Raw genomic sequence first — 24,976 nt, 5'->3', positions numbered from 1 at the left:
CGGCCTTCTCCAGACCCGGCGCCGCCGTCGTGCGCTTCCGCCATAGGAAATGCACAGCTCCGCCGCCTACCATGGCCCACATGGAAGCTGCCCGGGATGCCCGCTCTGCCGCCGTTGTGATCAACGCCGGTTCACGCCGGGGAAGGGCACACGAACGTGCGGTGGGCACCATGCGCCAGGCAGGTGTGCCCATCTCTGCCGTGCACCACGTGCAGTCCGGGGCAGACCTTGCCGGGACGCTTGACCGGGTGCTTGCTGACGGGCACGACCTGGTGGTTGTGGGCGGCGGCGACGGGACGGTGTCCTACGCCGCCGGTCGCGTTGCCGGCACCGACGTGATGCTCGGTGTCCTGCCGCTGGGAACTGCCAACGACTTCGCCCGCACGCTGGAAATCCCGAACAGCCTTGCCGAGGCATGCGCCACCGTCGCGGAAGGGAAAGTGGTGGACATCGACCTCGGCCGGGCCAACGGAGAGCCGTTCCTCAACGTCGCCTCCGTGGGCCTCTCCGTGGCTGTGACGGAGGCACTCAGCCCCCGCCTGAAGCGGTACATCGGGCCGTTGGCATACAGCGTCGCCACGCTGGGAGCTTATGCCCGGCACAAGCCGTTCCGGGCCCGCCTCGAGTTCCCGGACGGGGACCACGAGCCGATGGAGCTCGAGGACCTGCTGCAGGTGGCGGTCGGCAACGGCCGGCATTACGGCGGCGGCAACACCGTCTCCCCCACGGCCGGGATCGACGACCACACCCTGGACATCTACGCGATCCTGGCCGGGCCGCTCCGTGAGCACGTGAACATTGCACGGTTGCTCAAGGACGGAAGCTTCATCGAACACGACAGGGTGCGCCACCTCACCAGCCGGAGCGTCCGGCTGGTCACCGACGCGCCGCTGCCGGTAAACCTCGACGGCGAGATCGCCACCACCACGCCCACCGACTTCACCGTCCAGCGCAACGCCGTCCACGTGGTGGTGCCCCAGAGCAGCACCGGCGCGTTGTTCGACCGGACCGGGAGCCGAGAACCGGCCGCCTGTTTGAGGGCCAGTTAGCCCCCTGGTCCCGCTGCTGCCCCGGACTACCGGGGAACAAGCCGCCACAGGAGGTGACCTCGGCCGCGCGCCCCTGGAACAAAGGATCAGCACGGTCCGCCGCCTTCGGATGCGTTGGCTTGGTGTCGAGCCGTTCCGTCACTTTCAGCCCGGCCGCAACGATGGCGGCCAGCAGATGATCACGCGACCGCAGGCCTAGGTGCTCGGCCTGCGGAGAGGACAAGCCAGCCCTCATGCGGCCTTGGAGGGCATCGACGTCGACGCCGATCCGCCGCCATTCGTGGGCAACGATCGCCCCGACAAGCTCATGCAGAGACACCACTTTTCGGCCGGAGCTCCAGCGACCTTCTCCCCGGCGCCCACCCGACGGTCCAGGGCATCGAGGATCTGCCGTGTGTTGTGGAAGTCACCGTTCCAGAGCATCGCGGTCCCCTGTGACGCCATCCGGTTCGCATCTGATGGGTGACCCTTGTCACGAACGCCGACGGACAGCTATGCTTGTGCAACATACACAGCGTTGTTGCAACATATGCAACATAGGAGAAAGAGGACGAAGATGTCCCCAGCATTGACCCGTCGATGGAGCCCTCTTGCAGGCGCCGCCGCCCTTACCGTTCTGCTAGGCCTCACAGGATGCGCAGACCGCAATGGAGCAGCAGCGGCAGGAGGTGACTTTCCTTCGAAGACGATCACCTTCATGACACCAACCTCGGCCGGAGGAGCGACTGACCTCACCGCCCGTACCCTGGCCAAGGAGATGGAAAAGGACCTGGGCGTTTCCATCGTTGTGGAGAACCGCCCCGGCGGTTCCGGGAGTGTTGGCATGGAGCACCTCGCCGGGCAGGCCGCGGATGGCTACACCATCGCTGTCCTGCCCGTCGAAGTAAGTCTCCTGGGCCACCAGAACTACGAGATCGACCCCTCCGACTACACCTTCCTGGGGCAGGCGAATACCCAGCCGGGAACCATCGCAGTCCCCGCCAGCAGCCCGTTCCAAACCCTTGACGACCTGATCAACGCGGCCAAGGACCGTCCGGGCGGCGTTTCCATTTCCAACGCCGGGCCTGGTTCCATCTGGGAGCTGGGGGCTACTGAGCTGGGCAACGTCGCGAAGGTAGAGTTCAAAAACGTCCCCTTCGATGGTGGGGCTCCGGCAGTGACGGCCGCGACAGGCAGCCAGGTTGATGCAGTCGTAGCGGGCATCGGCGAGACCGGTCCCGCCCACAAGGACGGCCGGCTGCGGGTCCTGGCCGTCTTCACGGAAGAACGCGCTCCGGCCCTCCCTGATGTGCCTACTGCGGCCGAGCAGGGACACGACGTCGTCATCGGCAGCTGGGCAGCAGTAGCCGGCCCGGCCGGCGTCCCGTCCGACGTCAAGCAGCGTCTGGAGGAGTCTTTGGAGAAGGCCGTTGCGTCCGAGGCCTACACCTCATTCATCGAGAAGGCCGGCAACCTGCCGCTCTACCGCTCCGCGGACGAGACAACGGAGTTTGTTGACGCCGAGAGCAACCGCTTCGCCACATTGCTCGGTGGTGCTTCGTGAAGGGCGTGCCCGTGCTGAGAACAGTAGAGGGGCTGCCCAATGACGCATCCACTGTCACCGCCGGTCACCGCATCACGAATGCGGAACAGAGCAACGGAAGCAACGTGAGGGGCCTTCTCGTGGCCCTCGCTGTAGCACTTGTCGGAGGCGTGTTGATGCTGCCCGTACACGGCCTGGACCTGTCCGCTTCGGATGGGTCCATGGGACCGGGATGGTGGCCAACAGTGCTGGGAGGCACCTTGGTGGCAGGTGCTCTGGCCATCGCTGTGGTTTCTTTCAGGCAACCCGATCCAATGCCCGAGGAACGCGTCAGCTCACACGGCCTCACGCGCCTGGGGTCCGTGCTGATTGCCATAGTTCTCTACGGCGTTGCCTGGCAGTACCTCCACTTCCTTCCGGTCACCGTGGTGTTCCTCAGCGCCCTGATGTTCGTCACCGGCGCGCGGGGAGTCAAGGCCCTGCTGGTCTTTCCGGCGCTTACCGCAATGGTGCTATACGGACTGTTCAAGATGCTGCTGCAGGTGCCGCTATGAACGAGGTTCTTGAGGGCGTTGGCGCCCTGCTGGATCCCACTATTGGATTGTGTCTGCTGGCCGGCGTACTTTTGGGCACCCTTGTGGGTGCTGTCCCCGGAATCACAGCGACGATGGCCGTCGCTCTGGCAGCAGGTTTCACCCTGACCCTGGAACCGCTACAGGGCCTTGCCGTCATGCTGTCCATCTATGTGGCAGCACAGTTCGGGGACCGCGTCCCTGCCATCCTCGTCAACACTCCGGGTACGCCCGCTTCCATCGCCTCCACCTTCGACGGCTACCCGCTGGCTAAACAGGGCAAAGCAGGTATCGCGCTCACCAGTTCCGCCCTGGTCTCCGCCGTGGGTTCCCTGGCCGGAATCCTGATCCTGGTGTTTGCCGCCCAGCCGCTCGCCTCAGTTGCCCTCCAGTTCGGTCCTCCGGAACTCTTTGCCCTGGTTGTCTTCGGACTCACCATGATGGTTGGCGTCTCCGGCGGGAACGTTCTGCGTGGGCTGGTAGCCGGGGCGGCCGGCCTCCTGCTTGGCACGATCGGACGGGACCCCATCACCGGGGACCAGCGCTTTACCCTTGGCTTCCCGGAATTGAGCTCCGGAGTCCCCTTCATCGCGGCGATCATCGGGCTGTTCGGCATCGCGGAGCTCTTCAACCAACTGGCCGAGACCCGAACCAAAAGCATGCCTGCGCCCATCACCCAACTGGGCGAGTGGTGGCCGAACAAATCCCAGCGGCGTGAGCTGATCAAGCCGTCAGCCATCGGAACGGGAGTCGGCGCCGTCGTCGGTGTGGTCCCGGCAGCCGGTGGAGACATCGCCGGCGTCATCGCCTGGGCACAGGCGAAGCGCGCCTCCAAGCGTCCGGAAAAGTTCGGGCAGGGATCCCTTGAAGGCCTTGCAGCAGCTGACAGCGCCAGCACCGCAACCATGGGCGGCGCCGTCACCACCACGCTCGCCCTCGGAGTACCCAGCGATTCCGTAATGGCCGTGATGATCGGCTCGATGATCATCTGGGGGCTGCAGCCCGGCCCGGCCCTGTTTGTAGAGTCGCCCGACCTCGTTTACAGCCTGGCAACGATCATGGTGGTGGCGACGTTCCTGGCCCTGGCCCTGGCCCTGGTACGGATGCAGGGCGTGGTCAAGCTGTTGGCCCTGCCCCAGCAGTATCTGACGACAATCATCATCGCCTTCTGCATCGTAGGCACCTACGCGGTGCAGAGCAGCGTTTTCGATGTGGTCCTCATGCTGGTCTTCGGCGTCATCGGTTTGCTCATGCGCAGGTTCGGCTTCCCTGCAGGGCCCATGGTGCTGGGTCTCATCCTCGGCCCCCTGGCGGAAAGCAATCTGCGCCGTTCGCTCGTCATTGACGGTTCCGGCGCAATCTTCACCAGTCCGATCGCCGTCGGGCTCATTGTCCTTAGTCTCGGCGCTGTACTGCTGCCTTGGCTTCGTTCCACGTCAAAATCTAGGAAGCTCCGTGCTCAAGCTGATGAAGTCCTCCGGTAACGCCCCCTCCGTCCTGTGCCTGGGCGAGACCATGGCCCTCGTGGCACCTGCCGGCGCCGAGCCCCTGGAAACCGCCGACCGTTTTATCGTCTCGGCCGGCGGCGCGGAATCCACCGTGGCCCTCTACCTCGCCGGCGAAGGCCACCGGACAGCCTGGCTAAGCCGGGTGGGCGATGACCCGCTGGGCAGGCGCCTGCTGCGGCAACTGAGCGCCAATGGAGTGGACACCACACTGGTCGAGACTGACCCCACCGCACCGACGGGGGTGTACTTCAAAGACCCCGGAAGCGCCTCCACCACCGTCTACTACTACCGCTCGGGCTCCGCCGCCTCGGCCATGGGTCCTGCCATCCTGCAGAAAATCGACTGGCCGGCACTGCCGCTGCTGCATCTGTCCGGAATCACCGCCGGACTGTCCTCCAGCTGCCACGGCCTGGTTGACGCAGCGTTCACGGCAGCTAAAGCCCACGGCACCCTCGTATCCTTCGATGTCAACCACAGGCCAGGCCTGTGGGACGCGAAAGAAGCCGGCCCCGTCCTGGCCGAATGCGCCCGGCGGGCCGACATCGTGTTCGTAGGCAGGGACGAGGCCGAAACACTGTGGGGCACCGGGGATCCCGACGAGCTGTATGCCGCCTTCAGGCCGCAGCACCTGGTGGTCAAGGACGGAGCTGTGGGTGCCACGGACGTTTCGGCGTCGGGGTCGGTGTTCATCCCGGCTCAGGTTGTTGACGTTGTGGAGGTGGTGGGAGCCGGTGATGCTTTCGCTGCCGGATACCTCTCAGGCCTTCTCGCCGGAAACCCAGCCAGCGAGCGGTTATCCCTGGGCCACACCTTTGCAGCACGGGCGCTGTCCAGCGTCCACGACTTCGATCTGGTGTAGTTGGGCTATGTCACAAAGCATTCAGCGCGCCATTGAGATCCTCGAATACGTCAGCGTCCAGCCCCGCACGCCCAGTGATGTTGGCGCGCACTTCGCCATTCACCGGTCCACCGCCCTGCGCACCCTGCAGACTCTCACCGAGAGTGGCCTGACCCGGCGGAGGGAAGACGGCCGCTATGGCGTGGGATACCGGCTCGCGGGGCTGGCCAACGTCGCCTTGGAGCAGTTCGACCTGGCCAACATCGCGCATCCACACTTGCAGGCCCTCGGAGCCAGTTGCGGGCACACCGTGCACCTGGCCGCCGTCGAGGGTCAGTCCATTGTGTACGCGGACAAAATTGAACAGGCTGGCATGGTGCGGTTGTACTCGCAGATCGGCCACCCGGTAACGATCCACACCTCCGGTGTCGGCAAAGCAATTCTTGCCTACAGGGAACCCGACTTCGTGGAGCACCTTCTGGAGAGCACCGACTTCGCTACCTACACCCCCACGACAATCAGCTCACGCGAAGAATTCCTCAAGCAACTGGCCGACGTCCGGAAACAGGGCTACGCGGTGGACGACGGCGAGTACGAGGACTTCGTGAACTGCGTCGCCATGCCGCTGAGGGACGCTACCGGTCAGGTCACCGGAGCAGTGTCCATCACAGCACTCAAAGCACGGGCAACCATGCCCGACCTGGTGCAGCTACTGCCAGCACTTGAAGCAACGACAACTACGATCTCCGAGGAGTTGGGATGGCGTCGATAGACGACTTCTTTGACCACACTTTCACCGGCACATCCGTCATGGCCATCCTCCGCGGCTACACGCCAGAGCGGACAGTCGAATTGGCCAACCGGGCATGGGAGCTCGGTATTGACTGTGTGGAAGTTCCGATTCAGTCCCCGTCCGCAGTCGAGGCCCTGGCTGCAGCTGTCACCGAGGGACGGGCCAAAGGCCGGGTCGTGGGAGCGGGAACGGTCACCACGCTGGAACGCCTGGAACACGCAGTTGCAGCCGGCGCCGGCTTCACCGTGGCACCCGGTCTCGATCTCACTGTCGCAGCGGCCAGCATCAAGGCCGGCCTGGCGCACCTGCCCGGCGTCGCAACCGCCTCAGAAGTCCAGCTCGCCGCCAACCATGGAATGTCCTGGGTCAAGGCCTTCCCCGCTACTACCCTCGGTATCTCGTGGTTCCAGGGCATGCGCGGGCCCTTCCCCGACATCCGGATTGTCGCCACCGGCGGCATCAACGGGCACAACGCCCCCGACTATCTGGCAGCGGGCGCCAATGTGGTTGCCGTTGGTTCCGCGCTCGAGGACCCGGCCCAGTTCGAACTGCTGGCCAAACTTATGCCGCTGGCATCCACGCAGACGCTTTGAGCAGTCGAATTTATCCGTAGCAATCAGTACAACCAACCAGTACAAGGACATATCTGTGCAGAACACAACAGGGCAATACGTCCCGGCCCCCGACCGCTACGACACGATGCAGTACCGCAAAGTGGGCAATAGTGGCCTCAAACTGCCCGCCATTTCGCTGGGCATGTGGCACAACTTCGGCGATGACACCCCTATGGAACGGCAACGAGCCATTGTCCGGCGTGCGTTCGATCTGGGTATCACCCACTTCGACCTCGCAGACGGATACGGGCCTCCCGCAGGTGCTGCAGAGCGGAACGTGGGCCGGATTCTGTCCGAGGACTTCGCCGGCCTTCGCGACGAGATCGTCGTGTCAACGAAGGCCGGTTATTCCTTCTCCCCCGGCCCCTATGGTGGCGGCAGCTCCCGCAAGCACCTGTTGGCCGCGCTGGACCGGTCCCTGGACAACCTCGGGCTGGATTACGTAGACATCTACTACAGCCACCGCTTCGACCCGGAGACACCGGTCGAGGAGACGGCCTCGGCCCTGGACACCGCAGTCCGTCAAGGCAAGGCGCTTTATGCCGGAGTCTCTTCCTACTCCCCGGCGCGCACCCTGGAGATCGCGGCCGCCTTGAGGGAGTTGGGTACGCCCCTGCTGATCCATCAGCCTTCCTACTCGCTCCTGAACAGGTGGGTCGAAGAGGGAAGCCCGAGCCTCCTCGAGGTCCTGGCCGACGAAGGTGTCGGGTGCATCGCCTTCTCAGTACTGGCCCAGGGTCTGCTGACCGGCAAGTACCTCAACGGCGTGCCCTCCGGGTCCCGGGCTACCCAGGGCAAGACCTTGAAGGACGGCATGCTGTCCCAGCAGAATCTCGACCTTTCCCGCGAGCTGGCCGCCATAGCCGAGGAACGGGGGCAGTCGCTGGCGCACATGGCCGTTGCCTGGGTCCTGAAGGATCCCCGGATCTCATCCGTGCTGGTGGGCGCAAGCCGGCCCGAGCAACTGGAAGATACGGTGAAGGCCCTGCAGAGCCCGCCCTTCACCGACGAAGAGCTCGCGCGCATCGAAGAATACGCGCGCGACGGCGGGCTCAACCTGTGGACAGTCTCGAGCGAGGCCTGAATGACAGGCAACGCCTACCTCGAGCAAATCGAAGCGGACGAGCACGACCTGCAGTTCGCTCACTTTGACCGTCACGAAGCCTGGCGTCTGGGCTGTGAACTGCGGGCCGCCGCGGTGGAAAGGAATCTGCCCCTGGTCATCGGGATCACCCTGGGCGAGCAAAGGGTCTTCCACACTGCATTACCAGGAGCTACCCCTGACAACGACGCATGGCTTGAACGCAAGGCCGCAGTCGTCACGCACTTTGAGCGCAGTTCAATGGGCGTCGGTGAACACTTCCGCGCGCTCGGCCGTGTGTTCGAAGAAGATTCGCGGCTGCCGTTGCACCGCTATGCGGCCAACGGCGGTGTGTTTCCTGTCAGACTCAGGGACTCGGGACTGGTAGTCGGTTTTGTCGGAGTCTCCGGATTGCCGCAAAAGGACGATCACGCTTTTCTGGTGGAGCAACTCAGGGCATTTTTGTCTGGAGGATCTGCGACGGCGGTTGTTGCGTAAGCGCCAGGCTGCAGGCTCTGGAAAGTCCGCAAACCCTGGACGCAAAAAGGAGGCCGACGGCGACACTCAGTGCCGCCGTCGGCCTCCTTTTACTTACGCCCTTTTAGGCGTTACGTGACTCTGGCTCTAGGCCGCGGCCGGGAGCGTGACGTAGCTGCCTTCAATCGCCGAGGCATCAACACCAGGGGCACCGGCTACGGTGACATAGCTGCCACGGGTGCGGGAGGCGGCGTTCCGGTTGCCGGCAACCGTGACGTAACTGCCCTCGGTCCCGGTTGAGACGCCGTCACCGGGAAGGGTGACGTAGCTGCCGCCGCGCGGGGTTGCGGTGGTGGCAGGCACGGAGGTGATGGTTGGGGTTGCGGGGCGTTCGATCAGCAAAGTCATGTGGTTCTCCTAGGGGGCTACAGGATGAGGGGCCATGTCCGGTTGTTGTGCCGCCCATGCAGGAGGATCAGGGATTCTGTCGCCAGCCTGCTGGCCCGGGGGATGCTCACCCGGTGCGGCACTCAAGGTCTTCGGCGGCCTGTAACCAATCTACCGACTTATTCTGAGCTACTCATAATAAAGTGGGGAGACTCACGCTTGCCACCTTGAGTGCAGAACCTTCTAACGGGCCACCTCCCCCCACCCCGCTGCAACCGCCGGCCGCTAGGAGAACCGGCCGGGCCGGAACGTCTCCAGCATCGGGTGCCGGGCGCCGGTCAAAATCTCCCCGGCCAGGAGCTCACCGGCGATGAGACCCAGCGTGGCTCCGGAGTGCGTGAACGCGACGAAGCAACCCGGAACAGTGTCCAGTTCGCCGAATACGGGCTCGCCATCACCCGGGATGGGTTTGTAACCGATCTTCCACGAAGCCGGCTTGAGCTCCGGGTTGCCCTCCAGCAGCTTTGACGCCTCGTCCGCCAGTTCCTGGACCACCTCATCCGGGATGCTGAAACTGCCGTCGGCGTGCTCGGTGATGCTGTGCTCGTACCAGTCGTGGTCCAGTGCCAGGGTGTTGCCGGGGTTGGGCCGGACGGCGGCCCGGGGCGTATTCAGCACAGCGGCGAGGCTGTGCTCTCCAGCCTTGGTGGTCACCAGCATGGACACAGGCGAGCCGTTGGGGATGGTCACGCCCAGCGGGGCCACCACGGCGGGAGTGGCGGCGCCGCACGCCACCAGCACCGCATCGGCGTCGTGCACGGCACCGGAGGCGAGTTGCACACCCACGGCCCGGCCGCCGTCCACCAGCACCGCGGCCTTGCCGGCGTTGAGGACCAGTTCGCCGCCGAGTTCGTGGAAGTCCTCCATCAGGAAGTCCACCAGGTGCGGCAGGCTGACCCAGCCCTCGCCCGGATTGAAGATGGCGTTGTCCGGAACAGCTGAGGCATCAACACCTGGAACCGTTGTGGCGACCTCCGCAGAATCCAGCAGCTTCGAGTCGTACCCGATGGAGCGTTCAAAGGCGTGGCGTTCGGCGGTGGCCTTTGCCTCGCCGGCCGGGTTCCACATCAGGCCGCCGCCGCCGAACTGCAGCCACTCGCGGGATGGATCGGCAGCGAACAGGGTGCGGTACCGGTCGATGCCGGCCATCCGGAGCTGATGGTACGGGGTGCTGCGTTCGCCGGCGGAATTCAGCCAGGACAGCGAGCGGCCGGAGGCTTCACTGGCCAGGCCACTTTCGGTCAGCAGGACCACGTCCGCGCCTTCGCGCAGGAGGTGGACGGCGGTGGATACACCAAGGATTCCGCCACCGATGACAGCGATTTTTTGGGCGGAGCGTGCGGAGGGCATGTTGGCTCTCTTTCGGGAGTTGTTCGGAGTGCCATGACGGGATGCGTCAGGCGAAGGCATGGATTTCTTCGATAATTGTCAGAACGACGACGGCGTCTGCCGGGTCCACGGGAAGGGCTGCTCCGTGCAGGATGGCCCCGGCCAGGAGCCGGTAAAACTGCGGGTAGCTGCCCCGCTCGGCGGGGACGGGGGCGGTGGAGCCCTCGATCCCCAGCGCGCCCCAGACTGACGGAGGTTCGACGCCGTACTGCGGGTCGGTGGGGACGGTACCGGCGTCGAGGGCCGGTTCCTGGCCGTCAAGGCCCCGCTTGCTGTAACCGGCCGAGGTGCCCAGCACATGGAACCGGGGGCCGGTCAGCGCTGCTGCTCCGTTCATCCACAGCCGGGAGCGGACGCCCGACTCATGCAGCAACGAGACGAAGGCTTCCTGATCCGCGGCGAACCGGCCCGGGTCCTGCCCCGCTGTTTCACCATAGCTGCGCGCCACGGGCCCGAACAGCTGGATGGCCTGGTCAATCAGGTGGGCGCCCAGGTCGTGCAGGATCCCACCGCCCTCTGCCGTGGTGGCGGCGTCGCGCCAATTGCCAAACCCTTCCGGTCGCCACCATTCAAAGCGGGACTCGAAGCTGCGCACCTGCCCGAGGGCACCGCCGTCGATCACCTTCTGCAGTGTCAGGAAGTCGGCGTCCCAGCGGCGGTTCTGGAAGACGGTCAGCTGCACTCCGGCGGCGTCGGCCAGCGCGATCAACTCCCGGCCCTGCGCCGAGGTGGGAACAAACGGCTTATCCACCACCACATGCAGCCCGTGTCCGATGGCCGCCGACGCCAGGTCGAAGTGAGTGGCTGGCGGCGTGCCCAGGACCACCAGGTCCAGGTCGCCGGCCAGCGCAAACAGGGCCTCCGGCGTCGGAACAATGCGCGCCTTGGGGTACCGCTCCAACGCGGCTGCAGCCCGCTCCGGATCGGCCGTAACAATCACGTCCAGGGAGAAGGCGGGGTCGGCCTCAATCAGTGGGGCGTGGAACACCCGCCCGGAAACGCCGTAACCGACGACGGCGGTCCTGATCGGAGCCTGCCCTGCGGCGCCCATCAGAGAACCTCGGAGAGGAAACGCTGGAGGCGCTCGCTCTTGGGGTTGTCGAACAGGTCGGCGGGGGTGCCGGCCTCAACCACTTCGCCCTCATCCATGAAAACCACCTGGTCCGCCACTTTCCGGGCAAAGCCCATCTCGTGGGTGACCACCACCATGGTCATTCCCCGCTTAGCCAGCGAGGCCATGAGTGTCAGTACGCCTTTGACCAGTTCCGGGTCCAGTGCGCTGGTGGCTTCATCGAAGAGCATTACCTCCGGTTCCATGGCCAGTGCCCGGGCAATGGCAACGCGCTGCTGCTGGCCGCCGGAAAGGTCCCGAGGCCGGTGGTCAGCGCGTTCCGCGAGGCCTACTTCCGCCAGCCGGCGGCGGGCGCGTTCCACGGCTTCTGCTTTGGGCATCTTCTTGACGCTCCACAAGGCCAAAGCGACGTTTTCCAGCGCAGTATGGTCCGGGAACAGGTTGAAGTGCTGGAACACCATGCCGATGCGGCTGCGCAGGATATCCGGGTTGACCTTCAGGGCGCTTTCGCCGGCAAGAATCACGTCGCCGCTCTTGGGTTCGTGGAGCCGGTTAACGCCGCGGAGCAGCGTGGACTTGCCGGAACCGGACGGACCGATGATGCACGTAGTGGTGCCCGGCGCCACCGTGAGGCTGACGTTACGCAGCACCTCGATGTCGCCGTACGCCATAGTCAGGTTCTTCAGTTCCAGGCTGGAGCCGTGGAAGGTCTGGATGTCCTGGTTGTCCTGGGCGGCCCGCCTGCCCGGGGCCGTGTTGCCGGTGTTGGTGCTGGCGGTGGTGATCATGTATTGCTCCCGGTGGTCAGCGGCGATACCGCGTCGAGTTCCTTGACTTCGTTCAGGCCGCTGGTGGGTGCGGAGGGGCGGCGTTTTCCTGCCCGGAACCTGTTGTCGAAGTAGTTCACCAAGTGCGTGAGCGGCACGGTGATGATGAGGTAGAAGATGCCGGCCATGACCAGCGGGGACAGGTTTCCGGAGAGGACTGCTGCGTCCTGGCCCACCCGGAAAAGCTCGCGCTCGCTGACCAGCAGGCCCAGGAAGTACACCAGCGAGGAGTCCTTCACGATTGCGATGAACTGGTTCACCAGCGCGGGAAGTACCCGACGGATGCCCTGGGGAATCACCACCAGGGCCATGGACTTGCCGTAGCTCATGCCCAGGGCCCGGCACGCCTCTCCCTGGCCCTTGTCCACACTTTGGATGCCGGCTCGGAAGATCTCGCCAATGTAGGCGCTGGCGATCAGACTAAGCGCGATGATGCCCAGCGGGTAGGGCGACGGGCCGAAAATGGACTGGCTCAGCCTGGCGAACCCCTGCCCAATAAGGAGGATGGTAAGGATGGCTGGCAGGCCGCGGAAGAGGTCGGTGTAAATACGTGCCGGGATGCGAAGCCACTTGGACGGTGAGATGCCCATGACGGCTACCACCATGCCGAGCGCGACGCCGATGATGGTGGCGGCGATGGAGATGATCAGGGTGTTGAGGAGACCTACCGCCAGCAGTTGGGGCAGGACTTCAATCATTGCTTCGAAGTCGAAGAAGGTGCGGATGATGGTGTCGAACCAGTCCATGGTTGCTCTCAGACGTAGTGTGCTGGTGGACGGGGCGGCAGCACAGGCCGGTTGCACGCCGGCGCTGCTGCCCCGCTACCCGGGAAGGTTTATTTGGCAGCGGCGGTGCCGGCTGTCTGCTCTGCCTTGGGCAGGTACTGTTCAGGCATCGGGGAGCCCGGGAACCACTTCTGGTACAGCTCCTTCCAGGTGCCGTCCTCCATGGCTTCGGCCAGACCCTTGTTCAGGGCTTCCTTGAGGGCGGTCTTGTCCTTAGCGATGGCGAAGCCGGCAGGTGCGTCAAAGGAAGGAATGTCGGCAGCGCTCACCAGCCCGTACTGCTCCTGGTAAGACTTGGCGGCCTCGTAGTCCAGGAAGTGCGCGTCCACCGAGCCGCTGTTGAGGGCGGAGACGGCGGTGTTGTTGTCCGGGAAGCGCACCAGGCTGGCGGAGGTGAAGTTCTTGACCGCGTAGGCCTCCTGCAGCGTGCCCTGGACAACGCCCAGGCGCTTGTCGCCAAGCCCGTCGGGGCTGGTGATACCGGATTCTTTGGTGGTCATGACCGTCAGGTAGCCGGCCAGGTAGCCGTCGGAGAAGTCGACGGTTTCCTTTCGCTTGTCCGTGATGCCGATCGCCGCAACACCGGCATCAAACTGCCCGTTGGCGACGGCGGCAAGCAGGCCGGAGAAGTCCTGCCCGGTGAAGACCACGTTGTCCACACCGGCACGCTTGGCCACATCGGTAAACAGTTCAACATCGAAGCCGGTGAACTTACCCTCGGCGTCGGTGAAAGTGTAGGGCTTGGAATCGCCCAGGCTGGCGACGCGGATGGTGCCCGCTTCGATCAGTCCGTAAGGGTTGTCGGCCGGTGAGGATGAGGCAGAGGAGGATCCTCCGCAGCCGGAGAGTGCCAGGACGGCGGCGACTGCCGCCGCGACGAGCGCCGCTGGGCGCAGGGCGGTGCGAGTAATCACAGAGTGTTTCCAATCAGGAGGAGCGGGAAGTCGACGGACGTTAATCCACCGCTGGGATGAGCTTTGCCGGGAACCCTTGCTGAGTCCGGTCTCAGTCCCTAGGATTGAGACCGGACTCACATCGATGGATAGAAATGTAATCGAAGCCACAACGGGCGTCAAGAGCCCACCGCGAAAGGCCGACATGAAGTCAGACGTTCCACGGCGAAGAGACGTAACGGTCTCCGACGTCGCCAAAGCCGCGCAGGTTTCGAAAGCGCAGGCTGCCCGGGCACTGGGAAATTACGGCGCCGTCAGCGAAGACGTACGCGAACGGGTCCTGGCCGCCGCGGAGGAGCTGAACTACCGGCCCAATGAGCTGGCCCGCAGCATGAATACGGGAAAATCCAACACCATCGGAGTGGTGGTGGGAGATATAGAAAACCCACATTTTGGCCTGGCAACCCGGGGGATAACAGACATCACCAAGAAGAGCGGCTTCAATGTCATCCTGGTCAACACCGACGAGGACACAGCCGCCGAAATGGAGGCTGTGCGGGTGCTGTTGGACAAGCGCGTCGACGGCCTGATTATCGCCCCCGCCTCCTCCGTGGCTACGGAACATTTACGCGATGTTTTCACGTCGGGGCGGCCGCTGGTGTTGCTGGACCGCAAAGCCGAGGGCCTGGACGCGGAGACAGTCGCCGTGGAAATGGAGGGCATCGCCCACGAGTCCACCCGCTACCTGCTGGAGGCCGGTCACCGCCGCATCGCGTTCATTTCCACACTCCGCATCAATGAGCCCTACTCCCCCGGAGTTCTCCTGGACTCGTCGCAGATCTCCGAGCGCCGGGACGGAATGCAGCGGGCCTTCGAGCAGGCGGGCCTAACCCAGCCCGCTGATCTGGTCCGCCTCAACGCCGGGGACCCGGAGTCCATCAAGGCGATCACCCGGGAACTGCTCCAGCAACCTGATGCCGCGACGGCGATCATCGCCTCCGACGGCCTGATCGGGCTTAGCGTGATGGAGGCCATCCAGGATTTGGGGCTCTCCATCCCGAATGACGTCTCTTTCCTGATGTACGACAATTTCCCCTGGACGCGCCTGACCTCTCCGCCCCTAACGGTCATTGCGCAGCCTGCCTACGAGATGGGCGTGGCCGCCGCCGAAGCCCTTATCCGCCAGATCGAAGGCAGGACGCCTGTGTCCCCGGCTCCGCAACTCACGGCAACGCTGGTGCGGCGTGGTTCGGTAGGTCCGCCGCGGATCGCTTGACCTTGTTCCTTGCCTCCTGCTGACCCCTAGACAGGTGACCAAACAGTCACCTATTCTTGGACTGTGGACGCCCTGTTTAGAGCTCTTGCCGATCCCACCCGCCGGGACCTGCTCGATGAGCTGTTCCGGGAGGACGGGCAAACGCTCCACGCGCTCGAAGCCCATTTCGAGATGACCCGCTACGGGGTGATGAAGCACCTCAAGCTGCTGGAGGAAGCCGGCCTGGTGGTTACCCGCCGTCGTGGCCGGGAGAAGCTGCACTTCCTGAATCCGGTACCCATCCGCCTGGTCCATGACCGCTGGGTCAGCAAATACGCAGAACCCTGGGCCGCTGGACTCAGCGACCTCAAAACCAGATTGGAAAGTCCCATGGAAAAGATCTTCGAAATCTATATCAAGACCACCCCGGAGCGGCTCTGGGAGGCCATCACGGACAGCGACATCCGCAGCAAGTACCAGTTCGGCAACACCCTCAAATCGGACTGGACGCCGGGCTCACGCTTTGAAATGAGCAACCCCAATGCCGGCGGACTCCTGGGTGACGGCGAAAACCTCGAAGTGGACCCGCCGCGGAAGCTCGTCCAGACCATGCGCGCGCTCTGGGGTGATGATGTCAAGGCTGAAGGCACCAGCCGGATCACGTGGGAGATCGAACCGGTGGGCGACTCCTGCCGGCTTACCGTCACCCATGACCAGCTCCGCGAAGGCGCCAACGAGCAGCTCTACGGTGGCTGGCCGATGATCCTCTCCGGCCTGAAAACCTGGCTCGAAACCGGCGAGAAGCTGACCACGCCCGGCTCGCTGATGTACACGTAAGGCGCGTATCAGCGACCTAGGTGGAGAAATAGATCCTCACTGTATCGCCCAATAGATCCGGGCCTTGTCCTGGAAGGAGAACTGATCCTCCAGGAAAATCTTGCCGCCCTCGATGGCTGCAGGGGGAACGTCCATACAGACCTGGTACGACGCGCTCCCGCCATTTTCCAACGTCGGAATCTGCATTGCACCCTGCTCCACAACGGCCCTGCAATCGCTGGCATCGTATTGGCGCGCATCGGAGCCTACGAACGTCGGTGCTAGATCAATCCAAGGAGTTCCTTCTTCGGCGCCAACATAGGTCGTGCTGAGTTGCACCAGCACATATTGGCCAGCTGGTGGCTCGTTGAAAGAATTTGCTGCCGCGATCTGATCGTTGGCGTTCAGAGTCACGCCCGTCACGGCAACCTGGTACTCCTTGCCGAGCGGTGCGACGGTGCCTATAGCAAGCGGCTGCTCGGCAGTGCCCGTTGCTGCTGGCGACGGTTCGCCCCCTCCGCCAGCGTCGGCGTCTTCCTGTTCGGGTTGGACACCCTCGACCGTCTCACCGCCGACTGCGTCTGAAATGCCGCTTAGCATGGACGAGTAGATGGCTTGGGTAGCGAGGACCCCAACAATGGACAAGACTCCGATAACCAATGAGGCTATGGCCATTCCTCGATAAGTCGACCTGCCGCGTACCGTCTGGACAATTGCAATGACGCCAAGAATGACAGCGATGGCTCCGAGGAAGAAAACTGCATTGTTGACAATAGGAATCCAACAAAGGAGGAGCGCAACTCCAGCCAAGATCAGCGCCGTGATTGTTACGGCCTTGCCACGCTGGGTGGGTGGCTCATTAGCTTCACTATCATCGATCCAGAGTTGGTGGCCTGGAGGTGGAGGACCCCAAGACGGATCGGGCTGCCAGTCAGGTCCCGGCCGCCATCCGCTAGGCGGCGTCGGCCAATTGCTGGGCGGGTTATAGCGCTTCATTCGTGCCCCCTATTCGATTGAAATCGCATCAATCCAGCGTTGTCAGTCCGGGAACAAGTGCATGTCCCAAAAATCGCGATGACTGAAAAGCACAGATAGATTCCACTCCGTCTCCAAGAATCCGAAACTGCCTCTTGGACGCCCCCTTGTGTAAATTCGAGCTTAATTGCAATTATGGACCTGAAATCCACCAACTGGAATAGGCAGATTCCATGGAGGTCAGAGGTCCCGTTCCGCGGGATAATTAACCAATGACCGATCAGGACCGGGATCTCTGGGATGAGTTCGACCGGCTCAAGTCGGCAGCCCCCGACCGCGTCGCAGGCCTGCCCGGCGGCGAGCCGCAGGGCTTCGGCTTCCGGACCGGGGTGCGCAGCGCCAGCGTGGCCCTTGGCTTTGCCCTCTATGCGTTGATCCTCGGCAGCGCTCTGACGGTCACCGGAGCAGTCATCTTTATCGCGCAGCGTCAGTGGCTGCTGTTCGGGTTGATGTTGCTGATCGAGGCGATCTTCGTGCTCGGCTTCCTCCGGCTTGCCAGGCTGGCCCGGAACCGCAAGTGCTGAGATGCATTGTGTTCCACCTGCCCGCGCCCTACCGTGAAGGGACGGTCGGCCGAAGTGCAGGGGTGGCATGCAAACTATTTCCCGGTCAGCGCGCTGCCTCCTGATCTGCCTCATAGCCGGCGGCATCTTCGGCGGCGCCACCCCACCTGCGCCCGACCCCGCCAATCCCCCGCCCGCCCCGGCGAGCGCCCAGCAGACCTACGAAACCCTAGACTCCTTCCTCCGGGAGCAGATCGACGCCCTCGGGATTCCGGGAGCTGCCGTCGCCGTCGTCCATAACGGCACACAGATGCACTCCGCCGCCTTCGGCCGCGCCGACGATACCGGACGGCCGATGACCACCCGGACACCCGTCCTGCTGGCCTCCACCAGCAAGTCCCTTACGGCGATCGCCGTAATGCAGCAGGTGGAAGCCGGCCGGCTGCGGCTGGATGAGCCGGTGCAGACCTACCTGCCCTGGTTCACGCTGGACAGCGGCCGCTCGTCCGCCATCACGGTCCGCCAGCTGCTGCACCAGTCCAGCGGCATGGCATCCAGGGACACGGCCTTCGAAGCCTCCGACGCGCAGGGCCCGGAAGCCCTGGAACAGGGGGTCCGCGCCTTGTCAGATGCCGCGCTGGCCGGCGAACCGGGCAGGGCCTTCCACTATGCCAGCGCCAACTTCAACATCCTGGGCCTCTTGGTGCAGACGGTATCCGGCCAGCCGTTCGGTCAGTACCTGGAGCAGCACGTCTTTGGGCCGCTGCAAATGACGCACAGCCACTCGACGCGGGCCGAGGCACGCGCGGATGACGTAGCCGCGGGTTACTCGCTGTGGTTCGGCCGGTTCTGGCGCCATACCGACGTCCCCGCACCAACCACCGGCATGCCGTCCTCCACCCTGTATGCCTCGGCCGAGGACCTGGGCCATGAACTCACTGCACTGCTCGACGGCGGCCGGTACCGCGGGGCACGGATCCTCCGGCCGGAGAGCGTGGCGGCGATGCTGGAACCGGCTGTGCAGGTGGACGGGTCCAAGCGGTACGCCATGGGCTGGTTCACCCGGCCGCTGGTGGAGTCCACAGATCCCGAGGCACCTGCCGTCCCGGACGAGGAGTTGCCGCTGCTCGTGGAGCATCAGGGCGAGTGGGGTAACAGCCACACCTACCTGGCGATGGTTCCGGAATCCGGCCTGGGTGTTGCCCTGGTGATCAACGGCAACGACACAGCCGCCCCATCGCGGCTGAAGGCTATCGACACCAACCTCCTGCGCATCCTCCACGGCCAGGCCCCCATTCCCACGGTCATCCAGGAGGACTGGCTGCAGCGCTACAGCTGGGCCGTCGCCCTGGGGCTCCTGCTCGCGGAGCTGCTGAGCCTGTGGTTGTCGCTGAAGTTCCTGCTCCGGCGGCGGGAGTCATCCCGAAAGCGGTGGTCTCCCCTGGCGTGGACTGCCGCGGCCCTGGGCCTCGACGGGTTCGCCCTGTGGCTCTGCTTCATCTATGCCCCAGTGCAGTTCGACACCCACCTGTTGGTGATCATCCGGCAGTTCCCCGACGTCGGCATCTCGCTGGTGCCGGTACTCGTGCTGGCCGTTCTCTGGCCTATCCCGCGGACCATTTGGCTGCTCAGCCGCCTCCGGGCAGGCACCGGCACTGGCCCCACGACACGGCAAACGGCTAAGCCTGCCGCACTCTAAGGTGACCCGAACCGGCAAGCCGGGGTGCCGCCGTCGTTCCCGGCGTACCCTGAGGCTATGGACTCCGAAGTCCGGTACCTCAGGCTCCGCACCGGCATCACTGTGCCGTGTTCCATCCACGGCGACGCCGGCAAGAAGCCGGTGCTGCTCCTGCACGCCTGGGGTGAATCCAGCGGCAGCTTTGACCGCCTCATACCGCTGCTGACCGGCTTCACCGTGTATGCACCGGACCTCCGCGGGCAGGGCGAGGCGGACAAACCGGAGGGCGGTTATTCCCTGGCACAGCAGGCCCAGGACGCCGCAGCCATCCTGGATGCCCTCAGCGTGCCGAGCGCCTACGTCGTCGGCTCCTCCAGCGGTGGCTACGTCGCCCAGCAACTCGCGGTTGCGCATCCGGATCAGGTCGCTGCACTGGTTTTGGTGGGCACGCCCTTAAGCCTTCAGGGACGCCCGCCGTTCGCTGACGAAGTGGACAAGCTCATGGACCCGCTCGATGGACCCTGGGTCAGGGACACACTGGCCTGGTTTCCGCTGCTGCACGAGGTCCCGCACTGGTTCATCGAAGACCGCGTGCGCGACGGCCTCAGGATGCCCGCCCACGCCTGGAAAGGAATCCTCAACGGGCTCTGCGAGGCCACCCCTCCCACGGAAGCCGGAACCATCCACGCGCCCGCGCTAATCCTCTGGGGCGCGAAGGACGGCCTTCTGCCCCGCAGGGACCAGGAATCCCTGGCGCGCCGGATCGCCGACTCTGTGTTGACGGTCTATCCCGGCGTCGGGCACCTGGTGCTCTGGGAGTGCCCGGACCAGGTGGCAAAAGATACGACGGCGTTCCTCACCGCACTGAGGCAGGTTACTCCCGCCGCGGAGTAGGTACAGGCGGGGCCGGAGCCAGGCCTACCATTTCCCCTATGGACCAGAAACTGCACTTCATCACCTTCGCCACCGAGGACCTCGACCGCGCCCGCCAGTTCTACAGCGTGGGACTGGGCTGGGACCCGCTGATGGATGTCCCGGGCGAAATCCTCTTCTTCCAGGTGGCGCCCGGGATGGTTCTCGGCCTGTTCGACGCCGCGAAATTCCGACAGGACCTCAACAGCCCGGACACCGCCGGAGTCAGCGGAGTGACCCTTTCGCACAACGTCGGCAGCGCGGCCGAGGTCTCCAGCACCATTGAGAAGCTCGCCGCGGCGGGCGGCACCATCCTGAAGCCGACGCAGGCCGGCGAGTTCGGCGGCATCTTCCACGGCCACGTCAAGGACCCCAACGGCATCATCTGGGAAATCGCCCACAACCCCGGCTGGCACATCAAGGACGACGGTACGGTCGTTCTCGGCTGAGTTGAGCGTCATCAACCCGCTCTAATTCAGAAACCAAACGCCCACTGTGATAATCCGTTAGCTATGTCTTCTTCATCCAGTTCTTCCGCGACGGCGTCCGCCGCCGAAGAACGCAGCGCCCGCATCGCCGTCACTCTTTTCCCCGTGCTGATCCTGGCCGGTGGTGCCGTGGCGCTTACCGCTCCCTCAGCCTTCACAGGGCTGGCCCCTTGGATCACCCCACTGCTGGGTATCATCATGTTCGGCATGGGCCTGACGCTTACGCCCCCTGACTTCGCCGTCATCGCCAGGCGCCCTATTCCGGTGGTCATTGGCGTTGTGGCACAGTACGTGATCATGCCGCTGTTGGGCTGGGCGATCGCGGCCGCATTGGGGCTGCCGCCGGCGCTGGCTGCCGGCGTTATCCTGGTGGGTTGCTGCCCGGGTGGAACGGCCTCCAACGTGGTGTCCTACCTGGCCAGGGGCGATGTGGCGCTGTCCGTCGCCATGACCACCGTGTCAACCTTGCTTGCTCCGCTGCTGACCCCGGCGTTGGCGCTGTGGCTGGCCGGCCAGTACATGCCGGTCGACGCCGGTTCGATGGCGTGGTCCATCGTCCAGATCGTGCTGTTGCCTGTGCTGCTGGGGCTGGTGTTCCGGTTCTTCCTGCCACGCCTGGTCACCCGGGCGCTGCCTGCCCTTCCCTGGATTTCGGTCATCGCCATCACCGTAGTGGTGGTCGCTGTGGTTGCCGGAAGTGCAGCCGCCATCTTCTCTGCCGGGCTGCTGGTCCTCCTGGCTGTCATTCTGCACAACGGCCTGGGCTATGCCCTCGGGTACGCCGCGGCCCGCCTGTTCCGGCTGCCGATCCCGTCCCGGCGTACTACAGCAATTGAGGTCGGCATGCAGAACTCAGGGCTTGCGGCAGGCCTGGCCCGCCAGTACCTGACGCCCGAAGCGGCCCTGCCCGGCGCCATCTTCTCGGTCTGGCACAACGTTTCCGGTGCGGTCCTGGCCGCATACTGGCGTCGCCGCAGCACTCCTGACGTGCGCAGCGGTGACGCGGTGCCAGCGGCCGTTACCGAGTAAAGCGGCACGTCGCGCCAGGGGGTCCTCCACTGTCCGTCAGGGATGATGGGGGAATGTTTGAGGATTTCATCGTTGAGGAAGTTGAAGTCGGAGACGCGGTGTTGCACGTCCGGCATGGAGGCAATGGGCCCGCGGTTTTGTTGCTGCACGGACACCCGCGCACTGGAGCGACGTGGCATCAGGTAGCCCCGCAGCTGGTCAAGGCTGGTTTCACTGTGGTGTGCCCGGACCTGCGCGGATACGGTCTGTCAACGGGACCGGCGCCCACGCCGGACCACAGCGCTCATTCGAAGCGAGCCATGGCCGGGGACATGGCCCAACTGATGACCGCGCTCGGGCACGAACGCTTCCACCTCGTCGGGCACGATCGAGGGAGCTACGTCGCGCTGCGCCTTGCGCTCGATCACGAGCACCGCATCGACCACCTCGCCTTGCTGGACTGCATCCCGATCAGCGAACACCTGGGCCGCGCAGATGCCCGTTTCGCGACAATGTGGTGGCACTGGTTCTTCTACGCACAACCCGAGATCCCCGAGCGAGTCATCAACGCAGACCCCGACAGCTGGTACCAGGGCGACCCCCAATCGATGGGTGCCGTGAACTACGCCGAGTGGCGCAACGCCATTCGCAAACCGCAGGTTGTGCGCGCCATGCTGGAGGACTATCGTGCCGGACTCACCATCGACCGAGACCATGAGGAAGCCGATAGAGCTGCAGGGCGGCGGCTTACCGTGCCCCTGCTGGTCCTGTGGTCTCTGCGGGACGACCTCGAACAGCTTTACGGCAATCCACTGACCATCTGGCGGGCATGGGCCCATGACGTCCGAGGACACGGCATTGATTCCGGACACCACGTCGCCGAGGAAGCACCCGATGCACTAAGCCGGGCTCTGGCTGATTTCCTACCTGACTAGACGAACACGTCCGGCTTTTCGACAAGCTCAACCACCGGGCAGGACTACGTTCACCGGTTCCTTGCCTTCCAGCATCAGCCCGATCTGTTTCTTGACCAACCGGACCATCCGCGGGAACATCGCCGAACTCGCGCCGCCAACGTGCGGAGTGATGAGCACCCCGGGCACCGTCCACAGCGGGTGGTCGGCCGGCAGCGGTTCGGGGTCAGTCACGTCCAAGGCGGCGCGGAGCCTTCCTGATGACGTCTCCTTCAGCAGCGCCTCAGTATCGGCCACCTGCCCGCGCCCAACATTCACCAGCAACGCATCGTCCGGCATCGCGGCCAGGAACCTGGCGTCCACCAGCTGGCGGGTCTGCTCACCCAGGGGTACGCTGACCACCACAATCTCGTGCTGGGGCAAATGCTCAAACAAGGAGTCGATCCCGTAAATCCGGCCCCGTTCATCCTCGCGGGCGCGGCTGGCCAACCGGGTGACCTGCGTTTCGAACGGCAGCAGCCTTGCCTCAATCGCCTTGCCCACTCCGCCATACCCCACCAGCAGGACGCGCCGGTCCGCCAGGCTGGGCCGCTGCCGGTTGTCCCAGGTCCCGTCCAGCTGGTTGCGGGCAAAATCGGCCAACCCCCGCTGGCTGGCGATCATCATGCCCACCGCGAGTTCCGCCGTCGACGTTTCATGGACCCCGGCTGCGTTGGCGAAAACGAAGCCGCTGGGCAGAACATCCGCGACGCCGTCGTACCCGATTGATTGCCCCTGCACCAGTCCCACGTCCACGCCGTCCAGCGCCGACAGCACATCGGGTTTGCCCATGTAGGGCGGCACCAGCAGATCGAACTGTTCTGCGGGCGGCGCGCCGGTCAGGTCCCAGAGGAAATATTCGACGCCGGCATCCGGCTCCATCGCGTCCAGCAGTTCCTGGCTGGGCAGGCTTACCCTCAGCCGGGTTTGCGCATTATTGATCGTCACCGCACGAGTTTGCCACGGGTCACATCGGGGCGGCAACGGCGTCTCATCCGCAGTTCCAGCCCGCCCGCCGGCCTGAACGTTACACCCGGACTTCCGCACTCAGGTGGGTGCCGGCGTCGTACTCCTCATTCCCCCGCTTATCCGGTAGATTTAACCGAGGAATTATAGGCAATGAGCGCCCGGTTCCATACCCCTCCTCCTTGAATGGAACTTCCCCATGTCCTCCGCGAAGTCCGCGATTTCCGCGCCGACGGTCCAGCGATTCCCGCTGGCCGCCATGATGGTCCTGGCCACCATCGCCTTCACTGCCATCACCACCGAACTGCTGCCCTCCGGCCTCCTCCCCCAGATGAGTGAGGGCCTCAACGTGTCCGAGCCGGTAGCCGGCTATCTCGCCGCAGCGTATGCCGCCGTCATTGTGGTCACCGTGGTGCCGGCAGCGCGGCTGCTTGCCAACGTACCGAAGCGGCCCCTGCTCGTGGCGTTGGTCCTGACTTTCGCGGTCAGCAACGCCATGGTGGGCCTGGCGCCGGACTTCACCGCCGCCATGATTGCCCGACTGGTGGGCGGGCTGGCGCACGGCCTGCTCTGGACCACCATGGCACCGTACGTCAGCCGCGTGGTCCCGGCTGACAAGGTGGGCAAGGCCCTGGCCATCGTCTTCAGCGGAAACAGCCTGGGCCTGGCCATCGGCGCTCCGGTGGGCACCGCGCTGGGCGGCCTGATGGGTTGGCGTGCGGCGTTTATGCTGCTCGCGGGCTTCGGGCTGCTGCTCGCCGTCCTTGGCTTCTTCCTCCTCCCGTCCGTCCGGCGCGCCGCCGGCGAGAGCCGGCCCTCGCTGCGCGCGGCCATTGTCCAGCCGGGCGTGAAGTCCATCGCCATCGCCTGGCCGCTGCTGATCCTGGCCCACTTCGCACTGTTCACCTACATCGCCCCGTATATCCACGGCGCCGGCCTGCCGGACTACGCCATCAGTCTCTCCCTCACCGTGCTCGGCGTGGCCGGCCTCCTTGGCATCTGGATCGCGGGACTCACCGTCGATTCCCACCCCCGGCGTTCATTGTTGATCACGACGGCGGCAATCGCCGTCTCGATGCTCCTGTTGCCTTTCGTGAACGGCAGCCTCGTGTTCGCCCTGGCGCTGATGACCGTGTGGGGGGCGGGCCTCGGAGCGGTGGGCATTTACAACCAGTCAGCGATCCTCCGCGCCGGCCGGGAAAACAAGGACGCCGCGAACGGAATCACGGTCCTCACCATCCAGGTGGGCATTACCATCGGTGCCCTCTACGGCTCGGCTGCCCTGGTGCTTGCCGGCCCGGTGCTGGTGCCCGCAGCCGCCGCCCTTCCGGTGGTCGCGGCACTCGTTATTGCCTTCGCCGGTCGGAAGGCGGCGTATCCGCCGGGTCCTGGCGAGGTGCGACGGGAAACGTCCGCGCCTCCGCTGCAGGCGCAGCCCCCGGCCTGACCCAGTCGCTTTCCTCAACTGCTTTTGTAGACTGCTGGAGTACGTGTC

Annotated in this window: 27 protein-coding genes; 18 read left to right on the top strand and 9 right to left on the bottom strand. The window is 64.7% G+C overall.

Annotated features, from left to right (window positions below; translation table 11 throughout):
• Positions 1–80 precede the first annotated feature (80 nt).
• On the top strand, positions 81–1,049 hold the full coding sequence (locus AC50X5_RS14890; protein ID WP_494976847.1) for a lipid kinase: 969 nt from the start codon (positions 81–83) through the stop codon (positions 1,047–1,049).
• 231 nt (positions 1,050–1,280) lie between these two features.
• Here AC50X5_RS14890 and AC50X5_RS14885 read toward each other — a convergent pair whose 3' ends face one another.
• Positions 1,281–1,493 (bottom strand): hypothetical protein, encoded by a 213-nt coding sequence (locus AC50X5_RS14885; RefSeq protein ID WP_494976846.1) that lies wholly within the window; start codon positions 1,491–1,493, stop codon positions 1,281–1,283.
• Between the two features lie 253 nt (positions 1,494–1,746).
• Between AC50X5_RS14885 and AC50X5_RS14880 the strand changes: the two genes are divergently transcribed.
• From AC50X5_RS14880 to AC50X5_RS14845, 8 genes are read left to right on the top strand one after another with little or no spacing between them, the layout of a single operon-like run.
• Positions 1,747–2,592, top strand: a complete 846-nt coding sequence (locus AC50X5_RS14880; protein WP_494976845.1) for a tripartite tricarboxylate transporter substrate binding protein — start codon at positions 1,747–1,749, stop codon at positions 2,590–2,592.
• Between the two features lie 11 nt (positions 2,593–2,603).
• The gene (locus AC50X5_RS14875; protein WP_494976844.1) at positions 2,604–3,125 is read left to right on the top strand and encodes a tripartite tricarboxylate transporter TctB family protein; all 522 of its coding nucleotides are present in this window, start codon (positions 2,604–2,606) and stop codon (positions 3,123–3,125) included.
• Positions 3,122–4,627, top strand: a complete 1,506-nt coding sequence (locus tag AC50X5_RS14870) for a tripartite tricarboxylate transporter permease (RefSeq protein WP_494976843.1) — start codon at positions 3,122–3,124, stop codon at positions 4,625–4,627. Before AC50X5_RS14875 ends, AC50X5_RS14870 begins: the two co-directional genes overlap by 4 nt.
• A complete protein-coding gene (locus tag AC50X5_RS14865) occupies positions 4,599–5,510 on the top strand; it encodes a sugar kinase (protein ID WP_494976842.1) in 912 nt (303 codons plus the stop codon). Before AC50X5_RS14870 ends, AC50X5_RS14865 begins: the two co-directional genes overlap by 29 nt.
• A 7-nt stretch (positions 5,511–5,517) precedes the next feature.
• Complete coding sequence (locus AC50X5_RS14860; RefSeq protein ID WP_494976841.1) at positions 5,518–6,261, top strand: IclR family transcriptional regulator; 744 nt, start codon at positions 5,518–5,520, stop codon at positions 6,259–6,261.
• A complete protein-coding gene (locus AC50X5_RS14855; protein WP_494976840.1) occupies positions 6,249–6,875 on the top strand; it encodes a bifunctional 4-hydroxy-2-oxoglutarate aldolase/2-dehydro-3-deoxy-phosphogluconate aldolase in 627 nt (208 codons plus the stop codon). The genes AC50X5_RS14860 and AC50X5_RS14855 overlap by 13 nt, the downstream gene beginning before the upstream one ends.
• Before the next feature lie 55 nt (positions 6,876–6,930).
• Positions 6,931–7,980, top strand: coding sequence for an L-glyceraldehyde 3-phosphate reductase (gene mgrA, locus AC50X5_RS14850; RefSeq protein WP_494976839.1), 1,050 nt, complete (start codon positions 6,931–6,933; stop codon positions 7,978–7,980).
• Positions 7,981–8,475 carry a heme-degrading domain-containing protein gene (locus AC50X5_RS14845; protein WP_494976838.1) on the top strand — a complete coding sequence of 165 codons (495 nt, stop codon included), beginning with the start codon at positions 7,981–7,983 and terminating at the stop codon, positions 8,473–8,475.
• A gap of 126 nt (positions 8,476–8,601) precedes the next feature.
• Here the strand turns inward: AC50X5_RS14845 and AC50X5_RS14840 are convergent, their stop codons facing one another.
• The 6 genes from AC50X5_RS14840 to AC50X5_RS14815 form a co-directional block, all read right to left on the bottom strand.
• Positions 8,602–8,862: a hypothetical protein gene (locus AC50X5_RS14840; protein WP_494976837.1), complete on the bottom strand. Its 261-nt coding sequence runs from the start codon at positions 8,860–8,862 to the stop codon at positions 8,602–8,604.
• 264 nt (positions 8,863–9,126) lie between these two features.
• Positions 9,127–10,251: an NAD(P)/FAD-dependent oxidoreductase gene (locus AC50X5_RS14835; protein WP_494976836.1), complete on the bottom strand. Its 1,125-nt coding sequence runs from the start codon at positions 10,249–10,251 to the stop codon at positions 9,127–9,129.
• A gap of 46 nt (positions 10,252–10,297) precedes the next feature.
• Entirely contained in the window at positions 10,298–11,341 is a 1,044-nt protein-coding gene (locus AC50X5_RS14830; protein ID WP_494976835.1) for a Gfo/Idh/MocA family protein, read from the bottom strand.
• Complete coding sequence (locus AC50X5_RS14825; protein ID WP_494976834.1) at positions 11,341–12,150, bottom strand: amino acid ABC transporter ATP-binding protein; 810 nt, start codon at positions 12,148–12,150, stop codon at positions 11,341–11,343. The genes AC50X5_RS14830 and AC50X5_RS14825 overlap by 1 nt, the downstream gene beginning before the upstream one ends.
• Positions 12,147–12,935 (bottom strand): amino acid ABC transporter permease, encoded by a 789-nt coding sequence (locus AC50X5_RS14820; RefSeq protein ID WP_494976833.1) that lies wholly within the window; start codon positions 12,933–12,935, stop codon positions 12,147–12,149. The genes AC50X5_RS14825 and AC50X5_RS14820 overlap by 4 nt, the downstream gene beginning before the upstream one ends.
• An 89-nt stretch (positions 12,936–13,024) precedes the next feature.
• A complete protein-coding gene (locus AC50X5_RS14815; protein ID WP_494976832.1) occupies positions 13,025–13,888 on the bottom strand; it encodes an ABC transporter substrate-binding protein in 864 nt (287 codons plus the stop codon).
• A 184-nt stretch (positions 13,889–14,072) separates the two neighbouring features.
• On the opposite strand from AC50X5_RS14815, the gene AC50X5_RS14810 reads away from it, so the two are divergent.
• Entirely contained in the window at positions 14,073–15,143 is a 1,071-nt protein-coding gene (locus AC50X5_RS14810) for a LacI family DNA-binding transcriptional regulator (protein ID WP_494976831.1), read from the top strand.
• 63 nt (positions 15,144–15,206) lie between these two features.
• Positions 15,207–15,959, top strand: a complete 753-nt coding sequence (locus tag AC50X5_RS14805) for an ArsR/SmtB family transcription factor (protein WP_494976830.1) — start codon at positions 15,207–15,209, stop codon at positions 15,957–15,959.
• 36 nt (positions 15,960–15,995) lie between these two features.
• Here AC50X5_RS14805 and AC50X5_RS14800 read toward each other — a convergent pair whose 3' ends face one another.
• Positions 15,996–16,613, bottom strand: a complete 618-nt coding sequence (locus tag AC50X5_RS14800; RefSeq protein WP_494976829.1) for a hypothetical protein — start codon at positions 16,611–16,613, stop codon at positions 15,996–15,998.
• Between the two features lie 572 nt (positions 16,614–17,185).
• Between AC50X5_RS14800 and AC50X5_RS14795 the strand changes: the two genes are divergently transcribed.
• The 6 genes from AC50X5_RS14795 to AC50X5_RS14770 all read left to right on the top strand — a co-directional run bounded on the left by AC50X5_RS14795 (position 17,186) and on the right by AC50X5_RS14770 (position 22,497).
• Positions 17,186–17,497 (top strand): hypothetical protein, encoded by a 312-nt coding sequence (locus tag AC50X5_RS14795; protein WP_494976828.1) that lies wholly within the window; start codon positions 17,186–17,188, stop codon positions 17,495–17,497.
• 67 nt (positions 17,498–17,564) lie between these two features.
• A complete protein-coding gene (locus AC50X5_RS14790; RefSeq protein ID WP_494976827.1) occupies positions 17,565–19,175 on the top strand; it encodes a serine hydrolase domain-containing protein in 1,611 nt (536 codons plus the stop codon).
• A 57-nt stretch (positions 19,176–19,232) separates the two neighbouring features.
• Positions 19,233–20,048 (top strand): alpha/beta fold hydrolase, encoded by an 816-nt coding sequence (locus AC50X5_RS14785; protein ID WP_494976826.1) that lies wholly within the window; start codon positions 19,233–19,235, stop codon positions 20,046–20,048.
• A 38-nt stretch (positions 20,049–20,086) separates the two neighbouring features.
• On the top strand, positions 20,087–20,515 hold the full coding sequence (locus AC50X5_RS14780; RefSeq protein ID WP_494976825.1) for a VOC family protein: 429 nt from the start codon (positions 20,087–20,089) through the stop codon (positions 20,513–20,515).
• Positions 20,516–20,578: 63 nt separating this feature from the next.
• The gene (locus AC50X5_RS14775; RefSeq protein WP_494976824.1) at positions 20,579–21,583 is read left to right on the top strand and encodes a bile acid:sodium symporter family protein; all 1,005 of its coding nucleotides are present in this window, start codon (positions 20,579–20,581) and stop codon (positions 21,581–21,583) included.
• A 53-nt stretch (positions 21,584–21,636) separates the two neighbouring features.
• Entirely contained in the window at positions 21,637–22,497 is an 861-nt protein-coding gene (locus tag AC50X5_RS14770; RefSeq protein WP_494976823.1) for an alpha/beta fold hydrolase, read from the top strand.
• Between the two features lie 27 nt (positions 22,498–22,524).
• Here the strand turns inward: AC50X5_RS14770 and AC50X5_RS14765 are convergent, their stop codons facing one another.
• Entirely contained in the window at positions 22,525–23,397 is an 873-nt protein-coding gene (locus AC50X5_RS14765; protein WP_494976883.1) for a 2-hydroxyacid dehydrogenase, read from the bottom strand.
• Between the two features lie 283 nt (positions 23,398–23,680).
• Between AC50X5_RS14765 and AC50X5_RS14760 the strand changes: the two genes are divergently transcribed.
• Positions 23,681–24,928 carry an MFS transporter gene (locus AC50X5_RS14760; RefSeq protein WP_494976822.1) on the top strand — a complete coding sequence of 416 codons (1,248 nt, stop codon included), beginning with the start codon at positions 23,681–23,683 and terminating at the stop codon, positions 24,926–24,928.
• Positions 24,929–24,976 lie beyond the last annotated feature (48 nt).

Source organism: Pseudarthrobacter sp. MDT1-40-2, from assembly GCF_059383595.1.
The sequence above is the reverse complement of the archived record's forward strand: the minus strand, read 5'-3'. Positions and strand labels throughout refer to the sequence as shown.

Bases quoted from the DNA above. Each gene is read 5' to 3' on its own strand.
- AC50X5_RS14890 (WP_494976847.1), top strand. From the start codon at position 81: ATGGAAGCTGCCCGGGATGCCCGCTCTGCCGCCGTTGTGATCAACGCC.
- AC50X5_RS14885 (WP_494976846.1), bottom strand. From the start codon at position 1,493: ATGGCGTCACAGGGGACCGCGATGCTCTGGAACGGTGACTTCCACAAC.
- AC50X5_RS14880 (WP_494976845.1), top strand. From the start codon at position 1,747: ATGACACCAACCTCGGCCGGAGGAGCGACTGACCTCACCGCCCGTACC.
- AC50X5_RS14870 (WP_494976843.1), top strand. From the start codon at position 3,122: ATGAACGAGGTTCTTGAGGGCGTTGGCGCCCTGCTGGATCCCACTATT.
- AC50X5_RS14860 (WP_494976841.1), top strand. From the start codon at position 5,518: ATGTCACAAAGCATTCAGCGCGCCATTGAGATCCTCGAATACGTCAGC.
- AC50X5_RS14855 (WP_494976840.1), top strand. From the start codon at position 6,249: ATGGCGTCGATAGACGACTTCTTTGACCACACTTTCACCGGCACATCC.
- AC50X5_RS14845 (WP_494976838.1), top strand. From the start codon at position 7,981: ATGACAGGCAACGCCTACCTCGAGCAAATCGAAGCGGACGAGCACGAC.
- AC50X5_RS14840 (WP_494976837.1), bottom strand. From the start codon at position 8,862: ATGACTTTGCTGATCGAACGCCCCGCAACCCCAACCATCACCTCCGTG.
- AC50X5_RS14835 (WP_494976836.1), bottom strand. From the start codon at position 10,251: ATGCCCTCCGCACGCTCCGCCCAAAAAATCGCTGTCATCGGTGGCGGA.
- AC50X5_RS14830 (WP_494976835.1), bottom strand. From the start codon at position 11,341: ATGGGCGCCGCAGGGCAGGCTCCGATCAGGACCGCCGTCGTCGGTTAC.
- AC50X5_RS14825 (WP_494976834.1), bottom strand. From the start codon at position 12,150: ATGATCACCACCGCCAGCACCAACACCGGCAACACGGCCCCGGGCAGG.
- AC50X5_RS14820 (WP_494976833.1), bottom strand. From the start codon at position 12,935: ATGGACTGGTTCGACACCATCATCCGCACCTTCTTCGACTTCGAAGCA.
- AC50X5_RS14810 (WP_494976831.1), top strand. From the start codon at position 14,073: ATGAAGTCAGACGTTCCACGGCGAAGAGACGTAACGGTCTCCGACGTC.
- AC50X5_RS14800 (WP_494976829.1), bottom strand. From the start codon at position 16,613: ATGGCCATAGCCTCATTGGTTATCGGAGTCTTGTCCATTGTTGGGGTC.
- AC50X5_RS14795 (WP_494976828.1), top strand. From the start codon at position 17,186: ATGACCGATCAGGACCGGGATCTCTGGGATGAGTTCGACCGGCTCAAG.
- AC50X5_RS14790 (WP_494976827.1), top strand. From the start codon at position 17,565: ATGCAAACTATTTCCCGGTCAGCGCGCTGCCTCCTGATCTGCCTCATA.
- AC50X5_RS14785 (WP_494976826.1), top strand. From the start codon at position 19,233: ATGGACTCCGAAGTCCGGTACCTCAGGCTCCGCACCGGCATCACTGTG.
- AC50X5_RS14780 (WP_494976825.1), top strand. From the start codon at position 20,087: ATGGACCAGAAACTGCACTTCATCACCTTCGCCACCGAGGACCTCGAC.
- AC50X5_RS14775 (WP_494976824.1), top strand. From the start codon at position 20,579: ATGTCTTCTTCATCCAGTTCTTCCGCGACGGCGTCCGCCGCCGAAGAA.
- AC50X5_RS14770 (WP_494976823.1), top strand. From the start codon at position 21,637: ATGTTTGAGGATTTCATCGTTGAGGAAGTTGAAGTCGGAGACGCGGTG.
- AC50X5_RS14765 (WP_494976883.1), bottom strand. From the start codon at position 23,397: ATGGAGCCGGATGCCGGCGTCGAATATTTCCTCTGGGACCTGACCGGC.
- AC50X5_RS14760 (WP_494976822.1), top strand. From the start codon at position 23,681: ATGTCCTCCGCGAAGTCCGCGATTTCCGCGCCGACGGTCCAGCGATTC.